This window comes from Prevotella fusca JCM 17724, from assembly GCF_001262015.1.
GTDB classification, from domain to species: domain Bacteria; phylum Bacteroidota; class Bacteroidia; order Bacteroidales; family Bacteroidaceae; genus Prevotella; species Prevotella fusca.
The window spans coordinates 629,955-652,530 of the sequence record NZ_CP012074.1; the positions used below are offsets into that span (position 1 = coordinate 629,955).

At 43.0% G+C, this 22,576-nt stretch carries 15 protein-coding genes, 2 tRNA genes and 1 pseudogene; 7 read left to right on the forward strand and 11 right to left on the reverse strand.

Going from position 1 to position 22,576, the window contains the following annotated elements:
- Together rny and ADJ77_RS02530 are read left to right on the forward strand one after the other, a co-directional pair.
- Entirely contained in the window at positions 1 to 1,542 is a 1,542-nt protein-coding gene (gene rny, locus ADJ77_RS02525) for a ribonuclease Y (RefSeq protein ID WP_025078745.1), read from the forward strand.
- Positions 1,543 to 1,692: 150 nt separating this feature from the next.
- A pseudogene (locus ADJ77_RS02530) lies at positions 1,693 to 3,356 on the forward strand (IS1182 family transposase).
- A gap of 853 nt (positions 3,357 to 4,209) precedes the next feature.
- Here the strand turns inward: ADJ77_RS02530 and ADJ77_RS02535 are convergent.
- Entirely contained in the window at positions 4,210 to 4,506 is a 297-nt protein-coding gene (locus ADJ77_RS02535) for a hypothetical protein (protein ID WP_025079256.1), read from the reverse strand.
- A gap of 110 nt (positions 4,507 to 4,616) precedes the next feature.
- Entirely contained in the window at positions 4,617 to 4,847 is a 231-nt protein-coding gene (locus ADJ77_RS02540) for a YecH family metal-binding protein (RefSeq protein ID WP_025079255.1), read from the reverse strand.
- Positions 4,848 to 5,116: 269 nt separating this feature from the next.
- Here ADJ77_RS02540 and ADJ77_RS02545 point away from each other — a divergent pair, with 269 nt between their 5' ends.
- Complete coding sequence (locus ADJ77_RS02545; RefSeq protein WP_025079254.1) at positions 5,117 to 5,566, forward strand: hypothetical protein; 450 nt, start codon at positions 5,117 to 5,119, stop codon at positions 5,564 to 5,566.
- Positions 5,567 to 5,708: 142 nt separating this feature from the next.
- Here ADJ77_RS02545 and ADJ77_RS02550 read toward each other — a convergent pair.
- Both ADJ77_RS02550 and ADJ77_RS02555 read right to left on the reverse strand, forming a co-directional pair.
- Positions 5,709 to 5,779 (reverse strand) — tRNA-Gly (locus ADJ77_RS02550).
- A 3-nt stretch (positions 5,780 to 5,782) separates the two neighbouring features.
- A tRNA-Thr gene (locus ADJ77_RS02555) sits at positions 5,783 to 5,858 on the reverse strand.
- A gap of 622 nt (positions 5,859 to 6,480) precedes the next feature.
- Here ADJ77_RS02555 and ADJ77_RS02560 point away from each other — a divergent pair.
- On the forward strand, positions 6,481 to 7,782 hold the full coding sequence (locus ADJ77_RS02560; RefSeq protein ID WP_025078828.1) for a M64 family metallopeptidase: 1,302 nt from the start codon (positions 6,481 to 6,483) through the stop codon (positions 7,780 to 7,782).
- Between the two features lie 366 nt (positions 7,783 to 8,148).
- Here ADJ77_RS02560 and glyA read toward each other — a convergent pair whose 3' ends face one another.
- Positions 8,149 to 9,429 carry a serine hydroxymethyltransferase gene (gene glyA, locus ADJ77_RS02565; protein ID WP_025078827.1) on the reverse strand — a complete coding sequence of 427 codons (1,281 nt, stop codon included), beginning with the start codon at positions 9,427 to 9,429 and terminating at the stop codon, positions 8,149 to 8,151.
- Between the two features lie 210 nt (positions 9,430 to 9,639).
- Between glyA and ADJ77_RS02570 the strand changes: the two genes are divergently transcribed.
- Entirely contained in the window at positions 9,640 to 10,020 is a 381-nt protein-coding gene (locus ADJ77_RS02570; protein WP_050695991.1) for a hypothetical protein, read from the forward strand.
- A gap of 197 nt (positions 10,021 to 10,217) precedes the next feature.
- Here ADJ77_RS02570 and ADJ77_RS02575 read toward each other — a convergent pair whose 3' ends face one another.
- The 5 genes from ADJ77_RS02575 to ADJ77_RS02595 all read right to left on the reverse strand — a co-directional run bounded on the left by ADJ77_RS02575 (position 10,218) and on the right by ADJ77_RS02595 (position 19,226).
- Complete coding sequence (locus ADJ77_RS02575) at positions 10,218 to 10,541, reverse strand: cupin domain-containing protein (RefSeq protein WP_025078826.1); 324 nt, start codon at positions 10,539 to 10,541, stop codon at positions 10,218 to 10,220.
- A gap of 840 nt (positions 10,542 to 11,381) precedes the next feature.
- On the reverse strand, positions 11,382 to 12,461 hold the full coding sequence (gene queG / locus ADJ77_RS02580; protein WP_025078824.1) for a tRNA epoxyqueuosine(34) reductase QueG: 1,080 nt from the start codon (positions 12,459 to 12,461) through the stop codon (positions 11,382 to 11,384).
- 139 nt (positions 12,462 to 12,600) lie between these two features.
- Positions 12,601 to 13,236 (reverse strand): polysaccharide deacetylase family protein, encoded by a 636-nt coding sequence (locus ADJ77_RS02585; protein ID WP_025078823.1) that lies wholly within the window; start codon positions 13,234 to 13,236, stop codon positions 12,601 to 12,603.
- A 209-nt stretch (positions 13,237 to 13,445) separates the two neighbouring features.
- Complete coding sequence (locus ADJ77_RS02590; RefSeq protein WP_050695992.1) at positions 13,446 to 16,766, reverse strand: glycosyltransferase family 117 protein; 3,321 nt, start codon at positions 16,764 to 16,766, stop codon at positions 13,446 to 13,448.
- Positions 16,767 to 17,288: 522 nt separating this feature from the next.
- On the reverse strand, positions 17,289 to 19,226 hold the full coding sequence (locus ADJ77_RS02595; RefSeq protein WP_050695993.1) for a DNA topoisomerase 3: 1,938 nt from the start codon (positions 19,224 to 19,226) through the stop codon (positions 17,289 to 17,291).
- A gap of 443 nt (positions 19,227 to 19,669) precedes the next feature.
- Between ADJ77_RS02595 and eno the strand changes: the two genes are divergently transcribed.
- Positions 19,670 to 20,977 (forward strand): phosphopyruvate hydratase, encoded by a 1,308-nt coding sequence (eno, locus tag ADJ77_RS02600; RefSeq protein ID WP_025078822.1) that lies wholly within the window; start codon positions 19,670 to 19,672, stop codon positions 20,975 to 20,977.
- A gap of 169 nt (positions 20,978 to 21,146) precedes the next feature.
- Positions 21,147 to 21,347, forward strand: a complete 201-nt coding sequence (locus ADJ77_RS02605) for a hypothetical protein (protein WP_025078821.1) — start codon at positions 21,147 to 21,149, stop codon at positions 21,345 to 21,347.
- 938 nt (positions 21,348 to 22,285) lie between these two features.
- Here the strand turns inward: ADJ77_RS02605 and rpmA are convergent.
- Positions 22,286 to 22,576 (reverse strand): 50S ribosomal protein L27, encoded by a 291-nt coding sequence (gene rpmA / locus ADJ77_RS02610; protein ID WP_009011165.1) that lies wholly within the window; start codon positions 22,574 to 22,576, stop codon positions 22,286 to 22,288.

A 22,576-nucleotide genomic window follows, 5' to 3' on the forward strand; every position in this document is an offset into this window, starting at 1 on the left:
ATGAGTCCAATAGTAACAGTTGCAATAGCTGTGTTATGCCTTGCGGCAGGTTGTGCTGGTGGATTTGCTATTTTCCGTTATATCTTGACAGGAAAGTACAAAGACACAATGGAAAAAGCAGAGAAAGCTGCAGAGGTTATCAAAGAAAAGAAACTTCTGGAGGTAAAGGAGAAATTTCTTAATAAAAAGAGTGAGCTCGAGAAAGAGGTTCAACAGCGTACATTGAAGATACAGCAGGGTGAGAACCGACTGAAGCAACGTGAAGTTGCTCTGAATCAACGTCAGGAAGACATTAACCGTCGTAAGCAGGATGTTGATCAGCAGCAGCAGCGTGTTGATAATGAGAAGAAGTTACTGCAGATTAAGCAGCAGGATCTTGAGAAGATGCAGGAGCAGGAGAGAATGAAACTCGAGGAGCTCTCTGGTCTTAGTTCTGAAGAAGCAAAGAAGAGATTGATTGAGAGTCTGAAGGATCAGGCAAAACTTGATGCAGCTTCTTATATCAATGAAATTGTCGACGAAGCAAAGTTGAATGCCAATCAGCAGGCTAAAAGGATAGTCATCCAGACTATTCAGCGTGTTGCTACCGAGACTGCTATTGAGAACTCTGTAAGTGTTTTCCATATTGACAGCGATGAGGTAAAGGGACGTATCATTGGTCGTGAGGGTCGTAACATTCGTGCCTTGGAGGCAGCAACAGGTGTTGAAATTGTTGTTGATGATACGCCGGAAGCCATTGTTATTTCAGCTTTTGACCCTGTTCGTCGTGAGGTCTGCCGTTTGGCACTTCACCAGTTGGTTGCTGACGGGCGTATTCATCCTGCACGTATTGAGGAGATTGTTGCAAAGGTTAAGAAACAGCTTGATAATGAAATCATTGAAACAGGTAAGCGTACAGCTATTGATCTCGGCATCCATGGTTTGCATCCAGAGCTTATCCGTATCGTAGGTAAGATGAAGTATCGTTCTTCTTATGGTCAGAATCTCCTGCAGCATGCTCGTGAAACTGCAAATCTCTGTGCTGTCATGGCAAGCGAATTAGGCTTGAACCCAAAGAAGGCAAAGCGTGCCGGATTGTTACATGATATAGGTAAGGTGCCAGATGAGGAAACCGACTTGCCACATGCACTTTATGGTGGCAAGATTGCTGAGAAGTTCAAGGAGAAGCCAGACATCTGTAATGCAATTGCAGCTCACCATGATGAGATTGAGATGACAACACTTCTTGCACCAATAGTACAGGTTTGTGATGCTATTTCCGGTGCTCGTCCTGGTGCCCGTCGCGAGATAGTTGAGGCGTATATCAAGCGTCTGAACGATCTTGAAGCAATTGCAATGAGTTATCCAGGCGTAACTAAGACCTATGCTATCCAGGCTGGTCGTGAGCTTCGTGTCATTGTTGGTGCAGATAAGATGGATGATGCAGAGAGCGAGAAACTTAGTTCAGAGATAGCTGAGAAGATACAGAATGAAATGACTTATCCAGGTCAGGTTAAGATTACAGTAATACGTGAGATTCGTTCTGTTGCTTATGCAAAATAACAATTGATGATTATTTCTAAATACAAAGAAAGAGGGTGTGTCAAAATGTACACATCCTCTTTTTTATGTACAAAGCCCCGACTTTCTCAAGCCAGGGCTTTGCTATTTCCTAAAGTTTTTGTACCTTTAGGCATACAAAAAAATCTCATTATGGCAAAGGTACACTTTCGTTCTTACATACACAATAAAATGATTCTTTTTCCTCAAAGAATTGATAAGGATATTGCAGAAGATGTCCCTGTTCGTCTTCTGAATGCCTTGGTGGATAACCTTATGTTGGATAATGTTTACAAGCTCTACAAGCCCAGTGGACGTAATCCATATCATCCGCAAATGATGCTTAAGGTAGTTCTTTATGCCTATATGAACAACATCTATTCCTGCCGTCGCATGGAGTCGCTTCTCAAGCGAGATGTCCATTTCATCTATCTGGCAGGATATGAACAGCCCGACTTCGCTACCATCAACCGTTTTCGCAATCGTGTGAAAAAGGAAATCAACAATATCTTCACACAGGTCGTATTGATACTTGCAGCCAAAGGTCTGATAAGTCTTGACGTTGAATATATTGATGGCACAAAGATAGAATCGAAAGCCAACAAGTATACTTTCGTTTGGAGAAAAACCGTAGAGAGAAGAACCGTGCCAGGTTGCAGGAACAAATACGCACACTCCTGCTTCAGGTTGACGATGTCATAGCGCAGGACAATGCAGCAAAGAAAGAAGGTGTCGGGTTCACCGCAGACCTGCTCAGTGAGATATCCGAGGAGTTGAACAAGTCTTTGGAATCAGTCCCTGAGCCTGAGACAAAAGAAGAAAAGCAGGCTATAAGAGCCAAGAAGAAACAGCTTAAGGAGCTTGAGAAGAAACGTAACAAACTCCAGGAGTACGACCAGCACCTTGAGATTATGGGCGAGAGGAATTCTTACAGCAAGACTGACTCTGATGCCACGTTTATGCATATGAAGGAGGATGCTGTGCGGAACGGACAAACCAAGCCGGGATATAATCTGCAGATAGCAACGGAGAACCAGTTCATCACCGACTTTGCACTCTATGCCAATCGTACCGATACACTCACACTACCTTCATTCCTGGAGTCTTTCAACTCATGTTACAATCATTATGCCAAGACAGTCGTAGCCGATTCGGGGTATGGTTCCGAGGAGAACTATCTGTTCATGGACACACATAATATTGAAGCTTACGTAAAATACAACTACTTCCACAAAGAGCAGCGTCCACGTTATACACCTAATCCCTTTAGTCCTACAAGTCTCTATTATAACAAGGAACAGGATTTCCACGTCTGTCCGATGGGACAGCACATGAGTCGTATTGGCATAAAGCGTTCCATCAACTCCAATGGGTTCGTTACTTACAGCGTACGTTATCAGGCAGAACGCTGTGAGGGCTGTCCGCTGAGAGGTTCATGCTTCAAAGCAAGAGGAAACAGAATCATAGAAGTAAACCACCAGCTACAGCAATATAAACAAAAGGCAAGAGAACTACTGACCTCTAAAGAAGGCATCAAGCATCGAGGACAAAGGTGCATGGAACCAGAAGCTGTTTTTGGACAAACAAAATATAATAAAGCCTACAAGAGGTTTAGACATTTTGGGAAAGACAAGGTCAATATGGACTTTGCCTTCTTTGCCATTGCGTTTAACATAGGAAAAATGTGCAAAAAAACCAATCTCAAGGAACTAAAAGCCCTTATGGAGGTATTTTTAGTCAACTTTATATGTTACATAGAAGTTCACATAGGCTATTTGAAGCCCAACAAACAATTTTATTTGAAATTAGCAGCATAGCTGCAGTAAATAACGAATTATGCGACAGACGAAATAAAGGGGGATAAAAAAGAGGGGGTATCAATTTTGACACACCCTCTTTCTTTATGCCATTATGGTTTGTCTCATCATTCTTAATTGATTGATGATATAGTACCATATGTCATATTCTTTCGCTTTTATGTTCAAGTCGGTGGTAACATGATTGCCAAGAGTTTATGATGATATACTTGTACCGTTTTGTTATTATAAAGTGCTGTTTAGTAATTTTTTCCCTTATAAATTAGTTGTTAGTCTCTTATTATATACATTATAATGCCCATGATGATTTTATATTCCCATTTCCTATCGGTGTGTTGTTGCCCATCACATGTGGTGATGTTGGTAAGCACCAATGGTGTTGATGGCTAAATACATTGCAATATGTTGTCAGACTGGGAACAATGTTTGGTTAGAAAAGAGTTATACTACTAAAAACAAATAAAGCTGATTTGATTAGGGGCATACTTTTTCAAAGACAATACGATATTATCTATTCAAATGAGATTCCGTATTGGAGACTATACTGTTTTGGGGTTATCGGACACAGCAATAGTAATTATTTAAGGTAATCCCTGCTATTATCCAGCAGTTCGCTGCTGTGTACTTTATATAGAATTTATAAAGATTGAAAGGTTAGAACCGTAAGTTAGGGATGATAGGAGTATAGCCAGATCTGCAATAAGTCGTAAGAGGTCTCTGAAAATCCTATTCCCATTGATAGGGAGTTCATAATCCTCCCTGATCTGGGAAAGTTGATAACTATAGAAACAAAATATTCTCGTCTGTCCGCAAAAACATGCGGACAGACGAGAATATTCTTGTGCCTCTTCAATCAACAGCCAGAACCGTCCAGACGGCAAGAAGCTGCTGGTGCTGAGTCAAGGAAAATCCCTGCTTCTTCTGCTGACAAGGTTACTGTTCCATCCTCCAGAACGAAGCAGGGAATACCTGCATAGCCATGCTCTCTGGCATCATTGAATACAGTGTTGCTGTCACGAAGACGAAGAAACTCCTTAAGATACTTCACGTGTGAACCTATATCGATTACTTCATAACGGTCGTTACCCTCTACATACTTGTCAACAGCTATACAGTCTGGACAAGTGCTCATTCCATAAATTTTAATCATAACTTAATGTTCTAAATCAATTATCCCTGTTCAGGATTGTTTTCGACTGGATTGAACAGACTGTTAAAACTGTTCTGTTGGTCCGTCAATCTGGTTATAAAACTTAAAAATCAATGATTGCAAATCTTGCTTGAATCCACTGTGAATCCTTCTTCAGCAGGCATGAACTTGCCGCGTTCTGTAAGGAAATCAACCAGTTCTGTGGCGTCCATGCCCTCGACAGAACAGGTGTTAAAACGTTCTTCAACCCCGAAATTCTCAATGATAGCCTTTACCAGTTCTTCTTTTGACTTGTAGCTATTGCCCTCCATCATGTGTAGGACATCATGTCCATGTGCCATATTTTCTTTTTTTATCTTATAAATTAATGCTGGGCAAAGAAATATTCTCTGCACGAATTAGGTATCAACAAAAGTTGTGCCATGAATGAAATTAATTAATTTTAATGAATTATAAGCGTTAATATGGCATAATTTAATTACTTTTGTGACTGCTGATAGAATACATTGGCAATATGTCAGTTTTACACCTGACTTTGTGAACGGAAATAGTTGATGTACAGAGAAAAGAATAAATCATATTAAAATATTTGATAATAGACCCGTTTATAATGAATAGATTATTACTTGCTTTCATTGCTGCCATGCTGCTCTTCTCATCATGTGGCACAAATAAGACAGTATCAGAGAGTCTTAACCCTGTCAGATTTTCTGAAGCTCGTAATTATTTTCACATTGGTAATGAAACAAAAGCTGTAATCAAGAAGATACCATCACAGGCTGTTCTTGAGAAAGAGTTTGGTGAGGCGGCTTTCATGGGAAAGGGTGGCGAACCGACGAGAATAGATTTCAGCAGGAATTTTGCAATTGCCTATATCCTCCCTGAAACCAATAGAAAGACTGTTCTTGCTCCTCTCTCGCTAACTGCAAAAGGAAACAGACAGCTTCTTTTGAAGTTTAAGCTGGAACAAGGGAAAGTACAAACCTTTTCCACACAGCCATTCTTCATTATTATTGTTGATAAGAAGTATGCTGGTTATAAGGTAATAGAAAGTCTTTAAAAGAGTCCGCAGAAAATAGAAATAGGATATATTATAATTACAAAAGGATGTTTTCTTCCGTTGTAATTGCTAACGTAAAGGTAGGTAAGCAAAAAAGACAACTCATATCGAGTTGTCTTTTTTGCTTATGTCATAATTGGTGAGCGGAATACGGGAATCGAACCCGCCTCCCAGGCTTGGGAAGCCCGTGCACTACCGATGTGCTAATTCCGCAAATGGAGCCGATACCCGGACTCGAACCGGGGACCTACGCATTACGAATGCGTTGCTCTACCAACTGAGCCATATCGGCGGTATTGCAGTGCAAAGATACATCAAAAAAAACAAACAGCCAAATTTTTGATTTATGAATTTTGATATATCTTGTGGTATGGAATATTGATACCTTGTTGTGGTTATGAGGATAGAACATGATGTTATTACTGTTTGTATCATGATTATTGCTGTTGCACTTCTCTACAGTTTGGCTTGTCAGTATAATTTATAAATACAGCATCTCAGTTCTTTTACATTTTTCTATCTTACGCTTTTATCTGTAGTGCCTGTGAGCTGTTGTTTGGTAGGTATTATAGTGTTACTTTATGCATGAAACTATTGCTAATAATAGGAACGTAAGTGCTTAATATGGCTTATCTAACGGTCGGCTGAGTACCATGAAGAGTTCTGAAGGCATGATGATTTAAAACAGGATAACTGATTGGTTGTAGTAGACGATTGGACGATAAGACAATCATAGGTATAAATTATGGCGTTAAGTCTTGTCTTTTTTCATTATTATTGATAACTTTGTATTTTGTAATGAGTTGCAAATGAACATACAGAAAAGAAACTTCAACAGTCCTTGACACCAATAAAAAACCTGTTCGTATCAAATTCAACAAACAATAACAAAAACCAGATTTAGTTATAGACCTATGAGAAAAATTATCACCCTTCTGTTCCTGACAGTCACGCTTACAGCAGCAGCACAGGACTTTAACCGTTACTTTGAGGATGCAACACTCCGTCTTGATTACATCTTTGCCGGTAACGCGAAGCATCAGACCATCGCAGTTGACGAACTGTCACGTATTCCTCGATGGTATGGTAAGCACGAACGACTGGCAGAAGTACCTGTTGAAGGTAACGGGCAGGTTATTGTCCGTGACCATCGCACACAGAAAGTCATCTATCGTAATTCCTTCTCTACGCTCTTTCAAGAATGGTTGACGTATGATGAAGCGAAGAAACCATCTGGTAAGGCGTTTGAGAATGTCTTTCTTGTGCCTTATCCGAAAGATTCTGCCGATATTACCGTGGAACTGAGAAACAATCGCCGTGAGGTAACGGTGTCGATGACACATACCGTAGCACCACGTGACATCCTTATCCGTCACATCGGCGAACGCTCTGTTACACCATACGAAACACTGCAGAAGGCAGCCGACACAATACGTTGCATTCATATTGCCTATGTAGCAGAAGGATATACAGAGGCTGAAATGTCTAATTTTATAGAGGACTGCCGCACTGCCAACGAAGCTCTTTTTGCTCATGAACCTTTCAAGTCATTGCGTCAGCGTTTCAACGTCGTAGCAGTCAAGTCGCCCTCTGCAGAGAGTGGGACTTCAGAACCTTCCAAGGGCATCTGGAAGAACACGGCTTTACATTCGCATTTCGACACTTTCTATAGTGACCGATACCTTACAACACTGCATCTCAAGGAGCTGCATGACTGGCTGGCAGGTACTCCTTACGAGCATATTATTGTGCTTGTTAATACAGAGAAGTATGGTGGTGGCGGTATACTGAACAGCTACAACCTCTCCATGGTACGCAATTCATATTTCAAGCCGGTTGTCGTTCATGAGTTCGGACATTCCTTTGCAGGGTTGGGTGATGAGTATGCTTATGATCAGGAAGAAATAAACATGTATCCTACTGATGTCGAACCGTGGGAACCTAACCTTACGACTTTGGTGGATTTACATGGTAAATGGGAGAATCTTATTGACAAGAAAACACCTGTTCCTACACCTCAGCCAGCCGATCTTGACAAAGCCAATGCACGTCGTGACAAGTGGAAGGTGGGGGCTTATGAACCTGCAGGCTATTCTCAGCATGGTGTCTATCGCGCTTATCCCGATTGCCGCATGCGTACCAACATGCACCCGGAGTTCTGTCCGGCATGCAGCCTGGGACTGACAAAGCTGATAAAGTTCTATACAGGAGAGTAGGAAAAGCATCTGTTCAGCCTACGTTCCTTATCATTAAGGTTTCATAAAAAGTATTGATATACATGGCTTATGCACTCCCAACAGCATTATTCTGCGAGCGGCATGAGCCGTTTGTTTTGCAAGAACTTACAGACTTTGTCTTTGAGTTAAAGACTAACATTGTGCTATTGTAGACAAAGGGGGCATTATAGTTTTCTTCTAAACACATTAGAACATACACTTTATTTGGTCTGTTAGTGCTATGCTGATGGATAATGTCAGGTTTGTTTCATGAGGAATATAACACGAACAGAGGTGTGCCAAATTATCAGCACACCTCTGTTATTATTTTGCATATATCGTTTTGATACAGTATGGATTATGCTTTTAATAAGCGAAGAGAGGGTAATCCTTCATTGTCTCGTTCACTTTCTCACGTACACGCTTGATAACCTGCTCGTTCTCTGGATCAGCCAAAACCTCGTCAATGAGGTCAGCACAGAGCAACATCATATCTTCCTTGCAACCACGGGTAGTCATGGCTGCTGTGCCAAGACGTAGACCACTTGTCTGGAAAGCTGAACGCTCATCGTATGGTACCTTATTCTTATTGGCTGTGATGTCAGCTGCAACAAGTGCTGTTTCAGCCACCTTACCCGTAAGGTCAGGATACTTCTGGCGCAGGTCGAGCAGCATAGAGTGGTTGTCAGTTCCACCGCTGACAATACTGAAGCCCTTGTCAACAAGTGCCTGTGCAAGGACCGAAGCGTTTTTCTTCACCTGCATTGCATATTCCTTCCAGCTTGGCAAGAGGTTCTCACCGAAGCCTACAGCCTTAGCTGCAATGACATGTTCCAACGGACCGCCCTGGTTTCCTGGGAATACAGCAGAGTTGAAGAGCATAGACATTGGTTTAACGACACCCTTCTTTGTTGTCAAGCCCCAAGGATTATCGAAGTCCTTGCCCATGAGGATAATACCGCCACGAGGACCACGGAGTGTCTTATGGGTTGTAGTGGTAACGATGTGTGCATATTTCACAGGATTGTCAAGCAGACCAGCTGCAATGAGACCTGCCGGGTGAGCCATGTCAACCATCAGCAACGCACCAACTTCGTCAGCAATCTGACGCATACGCTTATAGTCCCATTCACGACTGTAAGCCGAACCTCCACCAATGATGAGCTTTGGTTTGTGTTCACGTGCAAGACGTTCCATCTCATCATAGTCAACACGTCCAGTCTCACGGTTGAGCGTATAGCCTACGTGGTTATAAAGGATACCTGATGTATTTACCTCACTGCCATGAGAGAGGTGACCACCCTGGTCAAGGTCAAGTCCCATGAAGGTGTCGCCAGCTTTCAGCACGGCAAGCAGTACAGCCTGGTTAGCCTGTGCGCCAGAGTGTGGCTGCACGTTGGCATACTCTGCACCAAAGAGCTGCTTAACACGCTCAATAGCAAGTGTTTCAACTTGGTCAACAACCTGACATCCACCATAGTAGCGTTTGCCAGGATAACCTTCTGCATACTTGTTTGTCAGGTAAGATCCCATGGCCTGCATTACTTCGTCACTGACGAAATTCTCTGATGCAATCAGCTCCATACCTTTGAGCTGGCGTTTGTGTTCCATCTCAATAAGGTCAAAAATTTCTTGATCTCTTCTCATGTGTATTGAAATGTTTATGGGGGGCATTTTCAGCAAATGAGCCCCTTGGTTAGTGTTACATTGCAAATATACGAATTAATGTTCTAACTTGCAAGTGTATCAAAAAAATAATGTAACTTTGCATGTACAACAGGCTGTTTGCAGTCTGACTATTTTAAAGCAGTAAACTATATAATATATTAGAAATCAATAAATTATAAGGATAAATATATGAAGCTAAAAGAGTTATTCCAGGCTTACGAGTTTGATGAGATTTACCCGCAGATTGGACTTATGTTTCCGAAAGGTCGCCATCTACGTGCACAATTCTGCAATGCCTACAACTTGTTACTGGAACTGAAGCCGGTGATGTCAAAGAAACAAATCCGTTATCAGCTGATGGAGGATCCCGATTCTAATGAAATGTTCTTTGGTGCTGATGACCGTGATTTCAATGGTCCATGGGAAGTCCTTCTTGGTAAGGAAGTGAAGAAAGACCCGAAAGTTGATCTTACAAGTGAGGAAATGGTTGCCAACTGTTTGCTTAACACAGTTCTGATAGGTCGCCATCCACGTTCATTTGAGAAGGATTATCAAGCTATTGTAAAGTAAACAAACATATTACAATATCTTTTTATAGGCATATAAACAACGAGTTGATAAGTTGAGATGAGCTGAAGGCTTTGAAACCTTCTCGTCAAACAACTTATCAACTCGTTTGCTTTTAATTTGTCAACTAACTGAGTATGGCACTTCTGCAGCTGTTCTATCACGCAACTTGTCAACCCCTCAACTTGACAACTCAATGCTTATTCTCTAATCATCGTGATAATCATCTTGAACCGTTCAGGTGCATTTACAGAGTGATGTGCTCCGCTGGGAATGACAAAACTCTCTCCTGCACTGATTACATGCTTGACTCCTTCAACCGTCAGTTCCATCTTTCCGTCAATGACCTGGATAAAAGCATCAAACGGTGCTGTGTGCTCCGAAAGTCCCTGTCCAGCGTCGAAACTGAACAAGGTGATGCTGCCAGCTTTGCTGTGTACCAGTTCTTTACTTACTACGCCACCTTCCGCATAGTCAATTGCATTGTTGGAGTTAAACACAATCCCTTTTTCTAACTTAGCCATGTACTAATCTATTTAATTTGTTTGTTATATATTATTTTATCGTTGTAATATGCAGTACAAACCAAATGCCAAGAAAGGAAGTGGGAACAAATGTTACTTTTTGTGTGGTACAGTGGCAATTCTGTCATTATATTTTTGAGTCGGAATTGCAGTATTCTTTTGTTGCTGTCTGATATGTGGGACGAAAAATTTGTGGTTCATCCGTTAAATGTGTGGACACTTTTCGTATAGCTTTAGCGGATGAACCGGAGTTATGTGTTAAACAAATAGATAGCCAAGACGGTCTTGGCTACCTACTTTATTATCATCCTCCGACACAGAAAACCTTTTCATGTCAATACTTTGAAACCCGCAGACAAGGGATTGAAAAATCATGACATAATTTCGGATAAAACACCTGCAGATAAAGGCTAAAACACGTATAAAAAGCAAGTTTGCAACCAACAGTAAATCAGTTAGTTATAAAGTAGTGCAAGAAAAGGTGCTTAATTGGACTTCAAAAGGGCGTCAGTTAGACCTCAAAAGGGCATCTATTGCAAGCCAATTGGGCGTCTTTTCAAAGCCAAAAGACCATGTGTTATTTTCTACAATTGATTTTATTATTACAAAAGTAAGTGCTTTTCTCCATTTTTCATTATGAACTCCCAGTATTGGTATTGTAAGATATTCCGATAATCAGTTTGGGTTAAAATATCATTATAAGCTCTGTACCGGTTACTATCGAACGTTAGTAATAGAGCTGTCAAACCTCTCTTACATGAAATAAGATAGCTGTATAGATACTAATCCATGGTCAAAAGCCTTTTGAGAGGTAATCGGCACACTATCAATGCGTTGTCCTTATGGTTTCTTTACAGTAATGTTCCGTTTCAGACCTTCAAATTTTACACGTTTGACAGCTGACCCCTTGAATAACCGACGATAATCTTCAACTGTTAGATTATGCCACTTTTCTTTACTCATATTGAGCAGTTCAGGCTTCGGCTGCAGAGCTGGCTCGGTATTGGGTGTGGCAAAACGGTTCCATGGGCAGGCTGTCTGGCAGCGGTCACAGCCATAGATGGTGTCGCCCATGGCGGTCTTGGCTTCTGCAGACAGTTCTCCACGATTCTCTATCAACTGATAAGACAGACAGCGTTCTGCATGAAAATCTTCACCGGGAATAATCGCTCGGGTAGGGCAGGCGTCAATACAACGGTGGCAACTTCCGCAGCGGTTGGCCATCGGTTCATCATACACATCAACTTCAAACGGCAGGAAAATCTCCCCCAAGAAGAACATTGAACCGGCATGAGGGATAATAAGCTGATGATTACGTCCTATCCAACCAATTCCAGCTTTCTGTGCCCAGTAGCGTTCAAGAACGGGAGCCGTATCGCAGAAACATCCCCACCCCCTCTCTCCTCGAGGAGAGAGGGGAACTTTCTTACCACATTCTTTGATATTCGTCTCGTTATCTTTCGTTCTTGTCTCCCTGTTCAAAGGCTGATTTTCCTCTGTTTCTTGGAAGGAATGGAACTTAGCAGCTATCTTTTCTGCCAACTCTCTCATCTTCACTTTCATCAAATCATGGTAATCCAGTCCGAGGGCATAGGCTGCAATCTGGTATTCCCCTTCGGGCAACTGTTGTGCAGGGGCATAATTAAGAGCGAGGGATACAATGCTTCGCACACCTGGGACAAGAAGACGAGGGTCAAGGCGTTTCTCCAGATAGTTAGCCATGTATGCCATAGATGCTTCTTCACCATTCTCCAACCATTTACGATATTTCTGCGCTACGGCTTCGTCAACAGGTTCAGCCTTGGCTATACCGCATGCGAAAAATCCAAGAGAATGTGCTAAGGATTTGATAACCGATGAGTTACCAAGTCCATAACTATCTCTGGGGGTAGGCAATTTGGCTTGTTCAACAGGTGACATAAGCGGTGAAAGAAAAAACAACATAAATCCTTTCAAGAAGAAAGGACGTTAGAGTAATGATGAATAATACTGAGCAATAGCAGCTAACATGAATGATAATACTATCTGTCTTGAGGATGGGGTAAGGTGGAGTTAAGTTTTAAAGATACGTCCCGGCTGGGTCATCGGGGAAAACTTTGAACGCATACCCCTGTTCCTTGAGCCATTGTAATGATTCGGGGAGGGCAGTGCGGAGCTTGTCAATACTTTTGAGAGAATCATGGAAAGTGATGATAGAACCGTTGCGAGTATATCGTTTAACATTGTTCACGACATCTTCTGCTGTCAGCCACTTGGAGTAATCGCGTGTAACGAGATCCCACATTACAACACGATAGTTCTGCTTTACCCACCAGTAAACTGTATGACGCAGCCATCCATGTGGCGGACGGAAGTAAGGACTGTGGAGTAGGCCATCAGCCTTAGTCACGTCAACGGCATAGGTCAGTGTCCAATGCCTGAAAGAACCAAGATGATGGTAGGTGTGGTTGCCAACCTTATGACCACGACGGATGACCTCTTCGTATAGTTCCGGATGTTTCCTTACATTGTCAGCAACCATGAAGAACATAGCCTTTGCCCCGAATTTGTCAAGTATGTCGAGGATGAGAGGGGTAGCTTCTGGTATCGGACCGTCATCGAATGTTAGATAAACAGAATGATCGTTCTTGTCCATACGCCAAAGAGCATGTGGATAGAAGAGGCGGAGCCAGCGTGCGGGTTGTTCAATTAACATATTATATCAAACTCCTGATCCCTCCCAACAAAGGACAGGGAACAAAGTGAATTGTTGGTTTAATACTCTATAACCTGTTCAACCGATGAGTCTGTCGGACTATGGAGACAGAAGTCAAAGGGAAGAAAAAAGCCGGAGAATGGCAGTCTGTTGAGGACAACCAGATTCCGGCTTTTAGTTATTATTTCTCTTTTAATATTTCAAGAATCTTAATCAAACGAACCATTCAGACTCTGGAACCTCTTGAAGAGGTTGTCAAGCTGGGCTGCATGCTTGTTAGCCCATGTGCGGTCAGTACGTTCGTAGTCGTTAACAAGATTCATCATAATCTGGAAGTGCATTTTACATGAACCTTGAGACATGTTGAAAAAGCGTGGAGAAAGGCTCATGTAGTAGTTTGCATACTGCAGAGAAATCTTCCACAATTCATCATAGAGCTGACGTGCCTTAGCCTTTTCACCCAGCAATGCGTATGCACGAGCCATGTCAGCCGAGCCACTCATATAGCTGACAGGAACATTGTAGGCTGGTACTTCCTTCTCAACTTTCTGCAACACCTTCAATGCCTTAGCCTTCTCACCTTTCTCGATGAGGTGGAGCGCAAGGTCAGCCATCTCGCGGCGGTGCGTGTAACACATACGAGACAATGTCTCATCAATATAGAGTCCTGGCTTGCTGAGACCGCCCCACTTGAAGCGGTTCATCATTACATCGTATGTCTTCTCAGTATCGAAGTTACGCATATTGATGCCATTTGTATTTGTTTCACCCGCTGTTGAGAACGGAGTGATACGATTTACCAGACCTTCCTGGATGAAGTTCTCGCCTAAGTTCATGAAGTTATCTGAACCAACCGTGATTGCTACATAGAGAGGGCGTGTCCAGTTGCAGTTAGCAATCATTTCAAGCATCATCAAATCATTCTTGTACAGTGCCTGCTTTCCTGCCAAAGAGATAACCATACGGTCAGGAATAGAGTCTCCCGGACGCATCATACCACTGCGGCGGACAGCCTCCTTGTCGATAGTCATGTAAATGGTATCGGTAGGGATGACATGAGTCTCTGCATCCTTTGAGCGTACCCAGTACTTGAGAATGTTCTTCAATTCAAATGGTTCGTCACCGAATTGTGCCTTTGCTGTAGCTGGATCCTGCGTGTAGAACTCACGAATCTGCTCCTTGAACTCTGGTGCTATCTGTATATATTCATTCGTACCACTTACATAATCCAGGCGTGACCATGAGATAGGTACACTTGGTGAGTTGTAAGCAGGACGTCGCATCTGGTCAATGTACCAGTCAGTCTGCAGGTAAGAAAGGTTACAGACACGTGTATCCGTGCGTACCCCCTCAACCTCCTGGTTATACCAAAGCGGGAAGGTATCATTGTCACCATTGGTAAAGATGATCGGATTACCCTTCTGTTGTAGTGAGTTAAGGTAGTTCTGACCAAAGTCACGACAGGTGTAACGACCCGAACGGTCATGGTCATCCCATGTCTGTGATGCCATCTGAATAGGCACAAGCAGGCAGGCAAGTGAAATGACTGATGCTGAAAGCACAGGTGCAACCTTCAGCTTACGTGCCCAGTCATAGAGTGCCAATACGCCCAATCCACACCATATTGCGTATGCGTAGAACGAACCAGCATAGGCATAATCACGCTCACGAGGCTGACTTGGAGTCTGGTTCAGATAGATAACGATTGCCAGACCTGTCATGAAGAACAGGAAGAATACCACCCAGAACTGCTGGATACCACGCTTTCCACGCCAAGCCTGCCAGAAGAGACCAAGCAGACCGAGCAATAACGGCAGACAGTAGAATACGTTATGCCCCTTGTTAGCCTTCAAGTCATCAGGCATCAAGTTCTGGTCGCCATAGAGTGCATTGTCAATGAACGAGATACCTGTAATCCAGTTGCCATGCTCTGGCTCGCCGTTACCCTGAATATCGTTCTGACGACCTGCAAAGTTCCACATGAAGTAACGCCAATACATGAAGTTACACTGGTAAGAAAGGAAGAACTTGATGTTTTCCCATTGTGTAGGCATCTTCACACCGTCAACATCATGACCAGTGACACCACCCATCCATTGTTCATATTGGGCAGCATGACCTGGGTCATGCATACGTGGAAAGACCATATTCTGTTCAAACACCTGTGTTGCCTTATGACGAACGAGGAAGTAAGAATCCTTCTCATCCTTGGAAGCCTTCTCCTTACGTTCATAGATTGGTGCACCTTCTTTAAACTTATAGTGCATACCATCCTCTGCTACAGCAGGCTGGCTTGAGTAAGCCTGTCCGTAGAGCAATGGGCGGTCACCATACTGGTCACGGCTCAGATAACTGCCTAAAGTAAAGATGTCCTCTGGTGAGTTCTGGTCCATCGGAGGGTTAGCCGTTGAACGGATAACGATTACTGCGTATGAAGAATAGCCGATAATCAACATCAGCATACACAGCAATGCCGTATTCTTCACACGTGAAGAGATGAGTGCCACACGCTGTTTCTTGCCCTCGCTGTTGAAAGGACGCTGCCACTGGAGCAGTACATAAACAAGGGCAAGCACGACAATACCCGTGAAGAACGCTGTCCAGCCATAGCCATAGAAAGGAATACCTATCAGTGCCAATGCTGCCAGGAACGCAATGTTCTGACGGTAAGTACTCTTGTCCTGATAGGTTTCATAGATAGCCCAGGCAAAAGAAGCGATGAGTAACGCTATATATATAATAGTACCCGTGTTGAACGGCATGCCAAGCGTATTCGTAAAGAACAGCTCGAACCATCCACCTACAGTGATAATGCCTGGAACGACACCATAAAGAACGGCTGCTACGAGAATCACTGAAAGAAGAAGTGCAAAGAGCGAACCTTTCAGATTGGCATCTGGCACCTTCTTATAATAATAAACCAGTACGATGGCTGGAATACAAAGGAGATTGAGCAGGTGCACTCCGATAGACAGACCCGTCATATAGGTAATCAGCACCAACCAACGGTCGGAGTGTGGCTTGTCAGCACTGTCTTCCCACTTCAAGATAAGCCAGAATACAACAGCTGTAAAGGCTGAAGAATAGGCATATACCTCACCTTCAACGGCAGAGAACCAGAATGTGTCGCTGAAAGTATAAATCAGCGCACCGACAAGACCTGCGCCTTCGATAGCAATGGTCTTTGCAAGTGAAGGAGCTTCACCGTCACGGACAATCAGGCGACGTGAAAGGTGGGTAATGGTCCAGAAAAGGAACATGATACACGTTGCAGAAAGCAATGCGCTCATTGTGTTGACCATGCGTGCAACCTCTGTCGGGTCGCTTGCAAAATGTGAGAAGAGATTAGCTGTAAGCATGAAGAATGGTGCCCCCGGGGGGTGTCCAATCTCCAGTTTGTAGCCTGTTGTAATGAATTCGGGACAGTCCCAGAAGCTGGCTGTCGGTTCAATTGTGGAACAATAGACGAATGCTGCAATCAGGAATGCAACCCATCCGACGATGTTGTCCACCAGTCTGAATTGTTTCATTTATACGATTAGAATTTACAGTCTGCCAATCAGTATCAGATAAGCAGAGACATTTTATTTCGAAATAACCGGTGCAAAGATAATAATATTAATCAAAACAGCATAAAGACAAAAGAGAAATTATAATAAAACACGGGGATTTTTAGCAAGTCAATGTCTCCGAGGGGCTTTAATCTGCATGGTTATATCTCTTGCTTTGAATCCAAAACACGCAGAAGACAGCGTTTCATATATTGAAAATACCGCTTGACTAAGTACAAATATTAAGACGGAAGACTAACTGTTGCTGGCTGTTAACACCATAGCAGACCGTTGAAACAAAATTATTTACGTGAAAAGAAATATTTATTTTCATGAAGAAAAATATTTCTTTTCACGTAAATAATTTCTTTTTTTCATGTAAATAATTTGCAGCAATGTGGCTTGTGTATCCATTTTTGTGAATCGTCTACAGATGGAAGAGGCATGTTTTCCTGCCTGACAAAGCTGTTTAACAACTGGAGTACATTAAACAATGCCAGGTCATTTCCCCTCGTGTCCCTCCGTCTGACCAATCTTTCGGTTAGAATTGTCAGCCAACACATCATTGACAATATTGGCAAGCTGCTCCTTCAATTCGTTAATGAATTGTGCAGCATCGTATTTTCTGGCTTCAATATCACGGAGTTTTTTCTCCCATATACCCGTCAGCTCAGCTGATGTAAGGAGTTTCTCGTGAATTGTATCAATGAGGGCAATACCTGTCTCAGTAGCTTCTATGTTCTTCCGTTTACGACGGATATAGTGACGTTTGAAGAGTGTCTCGATGATTCCTGCACGTGATGACGGGCGTCCGATACCGTTCTCCTTCATTGCAGCACGCAAAGTCTCGTCTTCGACAAGTTTGCCCGCTGTTTCCATCGCACGGAGCAGTGAAGCCTCTGTATAGTGCTTCGGAGGGGTTGTCTGCTTTTCAGTGAGGGTAGGAGTGTGCGGACCTGATTCCCCTTTAGTGAAAGTTGGTAGGAGTGCCTCTCCCTCGCCTCCTTTCTGACTGGATAGGGGAGTGGGATGTTCTGTTTGGTGTTCATCTTGCGTAAGAGTCTGCTTGTCACCAGAGTTATCACGGTGTTCACTTCCCTCTCCACTCTGAGAGGAATCGGGAGTGAGGCAGACTCTCCACCCTAAATCCAATATTTCCTTTCCTGACACCTTGAATTCAATCTCATCTACCTTGCCCAATACTGTTGTTGTAGAGAATTTACAATCGGGATAGAACGCAGCGATGAATCGGCGGGCAATGAGGTCATAGACTTTCTGTTCGGCATCTGTCAGTCCTTGTGGCAGAACACCTGTCGGAATGATAGCATGGTGGTCGGTCACCTTCGAAGAGTCGAAAACACGTTTTGTCTTGGGCAATGGCTTGCCGCCTAAAGTCTTCACGATGTCAGCATAGGGCTTTTTACCGGCAAAGGCAACCTGAAAGAGTCCGTTCATTATCTGTGGACACTTCGGATAGATGTCATCCGAGAGAAACTGTGTGTCAACACGTGGATATGTAGTGAGCTTACGCTCGTAGAGTGTCTGAATTGTATTGAGCGTCATCTCGGCAGAGAAACCGAACTTGCGGTTGCAATCCACCTGCAGTGAGGTGAGGTCATAAAGCTGCTTGGGCTGTTCCGCCCCTTTCTTCTTGGTTATACTTATAATGGTGAAAGGCTTTCCTTCAATCGTAGAGAAAGCTTTTTCGCCCTCTTCCTTGGATGTGAATTTACCCTTTGTTGCCGTGAATTGTGTGTCACGATAGACCGTAGCCAGCACCCAATACGGTTCTGGCTTGAAGTTGTCAATCTCTTTCTGGCGCCGTACGATGAGTGCCAGGGTTGGTGTCTGTACACGACCAATAGACAAGACCTGTCCTCTGCCATAGCTGTTGTTGCCATATTTCAAGGTATAAAGGCGTGTGGCGTTCATTCCCAGCAGCCAGTCGCCAATGGCACGGGAAAGTCCTGCAAGGTAAAGCGGTTGATATTGTTCCTGTTCTTTCAGATTGGCAAAGCCTTCACGGATAGCCTCGTCGGTCATGGATGATATCCACAACCGCTTCACCGGACACTTCACACCGGCTTTCTGCATCACCCAACGCTGAATCAATTCACCTTCCTGGCCGGCGTCACCACAGTTGATAATCATCTCAGCAGAATGATAGAGCTTCTCAATGACAGCAAACTGCTTCTTGATGCCTTCGTCCTCAATGAGCTTGATTCCAAACCGCGGTGGTATCATCGGCAGTGCAGCCAGACTCCAATACTTCCAGTTGGTGAAGTAATCATTAGGTTCCTTCAACTCACAAAGGTGGCCGAAAGTCCATGTAACCTGGTAGTTGTTGCCCTCCATGTAACCGTTACAAGGCTTGTTTGCTCCAAGGATTCGGGCTATATCTTTAGCAACGCTGGGTTTCTCTGCTATACAAACTATCATACTTTTCTTTAGATGGTTTCGGGTAGAGGACAGGAAGTTATGAAGTTGAAGGAGTAGGGGGTTATGCTTGTTCCTGCTCTTTTATTCTTGTTCTTCTCTTCCTCTGTTTTGTGGATTATGTTGTCTTCCACAGATGCAAAGGTAAGAAAAATATTCCACAGCAGGATTTATACGTTAATCTTTGAACCTTTTTTCATTTAATTTTGTATCATGGTAGATTATGAGAAACATTTTGATTCAGGTGGCTAAGCATATTAAACAGGTTCTTTTTACAGATATACAGACTGCGCAAGGTGTTTCATTTGTTGTCGTTGAGTAAACGTTAATTTTGTCAAAATAATAAATATAACGTGTTGTTAGGAGAGGATTACAAGTTTTTTTATTAACTTTGCAAGGAGAAACGAAAGATAAAATATAACTGATTTTTAATAAACATATAAGTTATGAAGATTGAAAAAGTACATGCTCGCGAGATTCTTGACTCACGTGGCAATCCAACAGTTGAAGTAGAGGTAACTCTCGAAAATGGTGTAATGGGTCGTGCAAGCGTTCCATCTGGTGCATCTACCGGTGAGAACGAGGCTCTGGAGCTTCGTGATGGTGACAAGAACCGTTTCTTGGGTAAGGGTGTCCTCAAGGCTGTTGAGAACGTAAACAACGTTATCGCTCCTGCATTGAAGGGTGACTGCGTGCTGAACCAGCGTGCAATCGACTACAAGATGCTTGAGCTCGATGGTACTCCAACCAAGAGCAAGCTCGGTGCTAACGCTATCCTCGGTGTTTCTTTGGCTGTAGCTCAGACTGCTGCCAAGGCTCTGAACATTCCTTTGTATCGCTACATCGGTGGTTCTAACACTTACACCCTCCCAGTTCCTATGATGAACATCATCAACGGTGGTGCTCACTCTGACGCTCCTATCGCTTTCCAGGAGTTCATGATTCGTCCGGTAGGTGCTGCAACAGAGAAGGAAGCTATCCGCATGGGTGCTGAGGTATTCCACGCACTTGCTAAACTTCTGAAGAAGCGCGGTCTCTCTACCGCAGTAGGTGATGAGGGTGGTTTCGCTCCTAAGTTTGATGGTATCGAGGATGCACTTGATTCAATCATTCAGTCTATCAAGGACGCAGGTTACGAGCCAGGCAAGGATGTTAAGATTGCTATGGACTGTGCTGCTTCAGAGTTCGCTGTATGCGAGGATGGCAAGTGGTTCTATGACTACCGTCAGTTGAAGAACGGTATGCCTAAGGATCCTAACGGTAAGAAGCTCACTGCTGACGAGCAGATTGCTTACCTTGAGGAGCTTATCACTAAGTATCCTATCGACTCTATCGAGGATGGTCTCGATGAGAACGACTGGGAGAACTGGGTTAAGCTGACATCTACTATCGGTGACCGTTGCCAGCTCGTTGGTGATGACTTGTTCGTTACTAACGTTAAGTTCCTCGAGAAGGGTATCAAGATGGGTGCTGCAAACTCTATCCTTATCAAGGTTAACCAGATTGGTTCATTGACTGAGACTCTCGAAGCTATCGAGATGGCTCACCGTCACGGCTACACATCTGTTACTTCTCACCGTTCAGGCGAGACAGAAGATACAACCATCTCTGACATTGCAGTTGCAACAAACTCTGGTCAGATTAAGACTGGTTCTATGTCTCGTACAGACCGTATGGCTAAGTACAACCAGCTTATCCGTATTGAGGAGGAACTCGGTGCTTGCGCAAAGTACGGCTATACTAAGCTGAAGTAAGTATCTCTCACCACATTATGTGGTTGACAGAATAAAACAAGGGATTGTCTCGCTAAAGGCAATCCCTTTTTAAATGAGAGCCCGATGTTGCTCCTTGTGGATGAAATGATCTTTATTGAAAATCATTATTATAATTTAGTTGATAACAAATTATTTAAGTATCAGGTTTATGTTAGCACCACAAATTGAATATTCTGACCGTGAAGAGCGACTTGAGTTCATACAGGAGCGTTTTCATTGTAAGGCACCATCCTGTGGAGGATGCGGGTCATGCAATCTTCCTGACGGTATGCCTGCTGCAGAATACTTTGCAGATTACATAGATGGTAAGGTTGAATTCGTCAAACTTGCTGCAAAGATATGGGAGTAGGGCTAACTGCTGTATAATCAAGAAGGGATTTTTTGAATGATCGTCAGCCAGTGGCAGCATCATTACCAAGGCTTGGTAATAATAAATGATGAAGAATGTTGACTTTTCCTGATTTGACCAGACACTTTCTTTATTAGTGCTGCATGATAAGAACTTTCTGTATATTTTACTCATCAGTGTCTTACTATATACAATATAATGACAGTGAAGAATCTTTCTTCCCACTCCCTACCAATGTGTTGTTGCTCATCACGCATGGTATTGATGGTAAGCACCAATGGTGCTGGTGGTAAGCACGTGTGGTGTTAGTGGTAAGCACCAATGGTGTTGAGAGCCAAACACCATGCGGTATAAAGTCAACATGTAAGTAGCTTGCTGTCAGAAAAAAGTCATACTACCAAAAGTAAACAAAACATACTTGATGAGGGGACTTACTTTCTCGTGACAATACGACATTACCTGTTTGTTTGTAAGAGATTCTGCATGAGAGAGTATACAGTTTAGGTTTTATCGGACAACAATATTTCTTTATACAAACAGAATCTGTGAGAATTTGTTGTCTATCATTTGTGATGTTATGCTTTAAGAATTCTCTAATGAACTGATATGGTGTCAATAGATTATTAAATAGAAATCTGACTGTTTGATAACTGATGTAGAATTTTATTTTCCTTTCGCTCTTCTATTCATCCTTCTTATAAGAAATCTCTTGTGCAACCTTATCTTTTTAGGATTGCTACATCTTACGACTGATCCCTATCTTTCTCCTATTGATTTGGCTTTGTCCATCCATTAAATCCAATTGGTTTCTTTGTCTTCTTCTGTTTGTACTTGCAAGTTTATGGATAGGATAGCCTTTATAAACGCATGAATCCCGGCTCCAAAAGGAAACCGGGATTATGTTGTTTGTTTGGAATAGTTGTTTTGTTTGTTTCGCTTTATGCTTCTGGCTTTACAGTCTTAGCAGCGTAAACTTCCTCAGAAAGGACTGAAACAGTACTCTTGTTGTACTTGCCCTTGTGGAAGTAAACAACACCGTCTGCAAGTGCATACAATGTGTCGTCCTTACCCTGTGCAACGTTCTCGCCTGGGAAGTGCTTGTTGCCGCGCTGACGAACAATGATGTTACCAGCAACGATCTTCTGACCACCCCAGATCTTAACACCTAAACGCTTTGAAGCTGATTCGCGACCGTTCTTAGAACTACCTACACCTTTTTTATGTGCCAT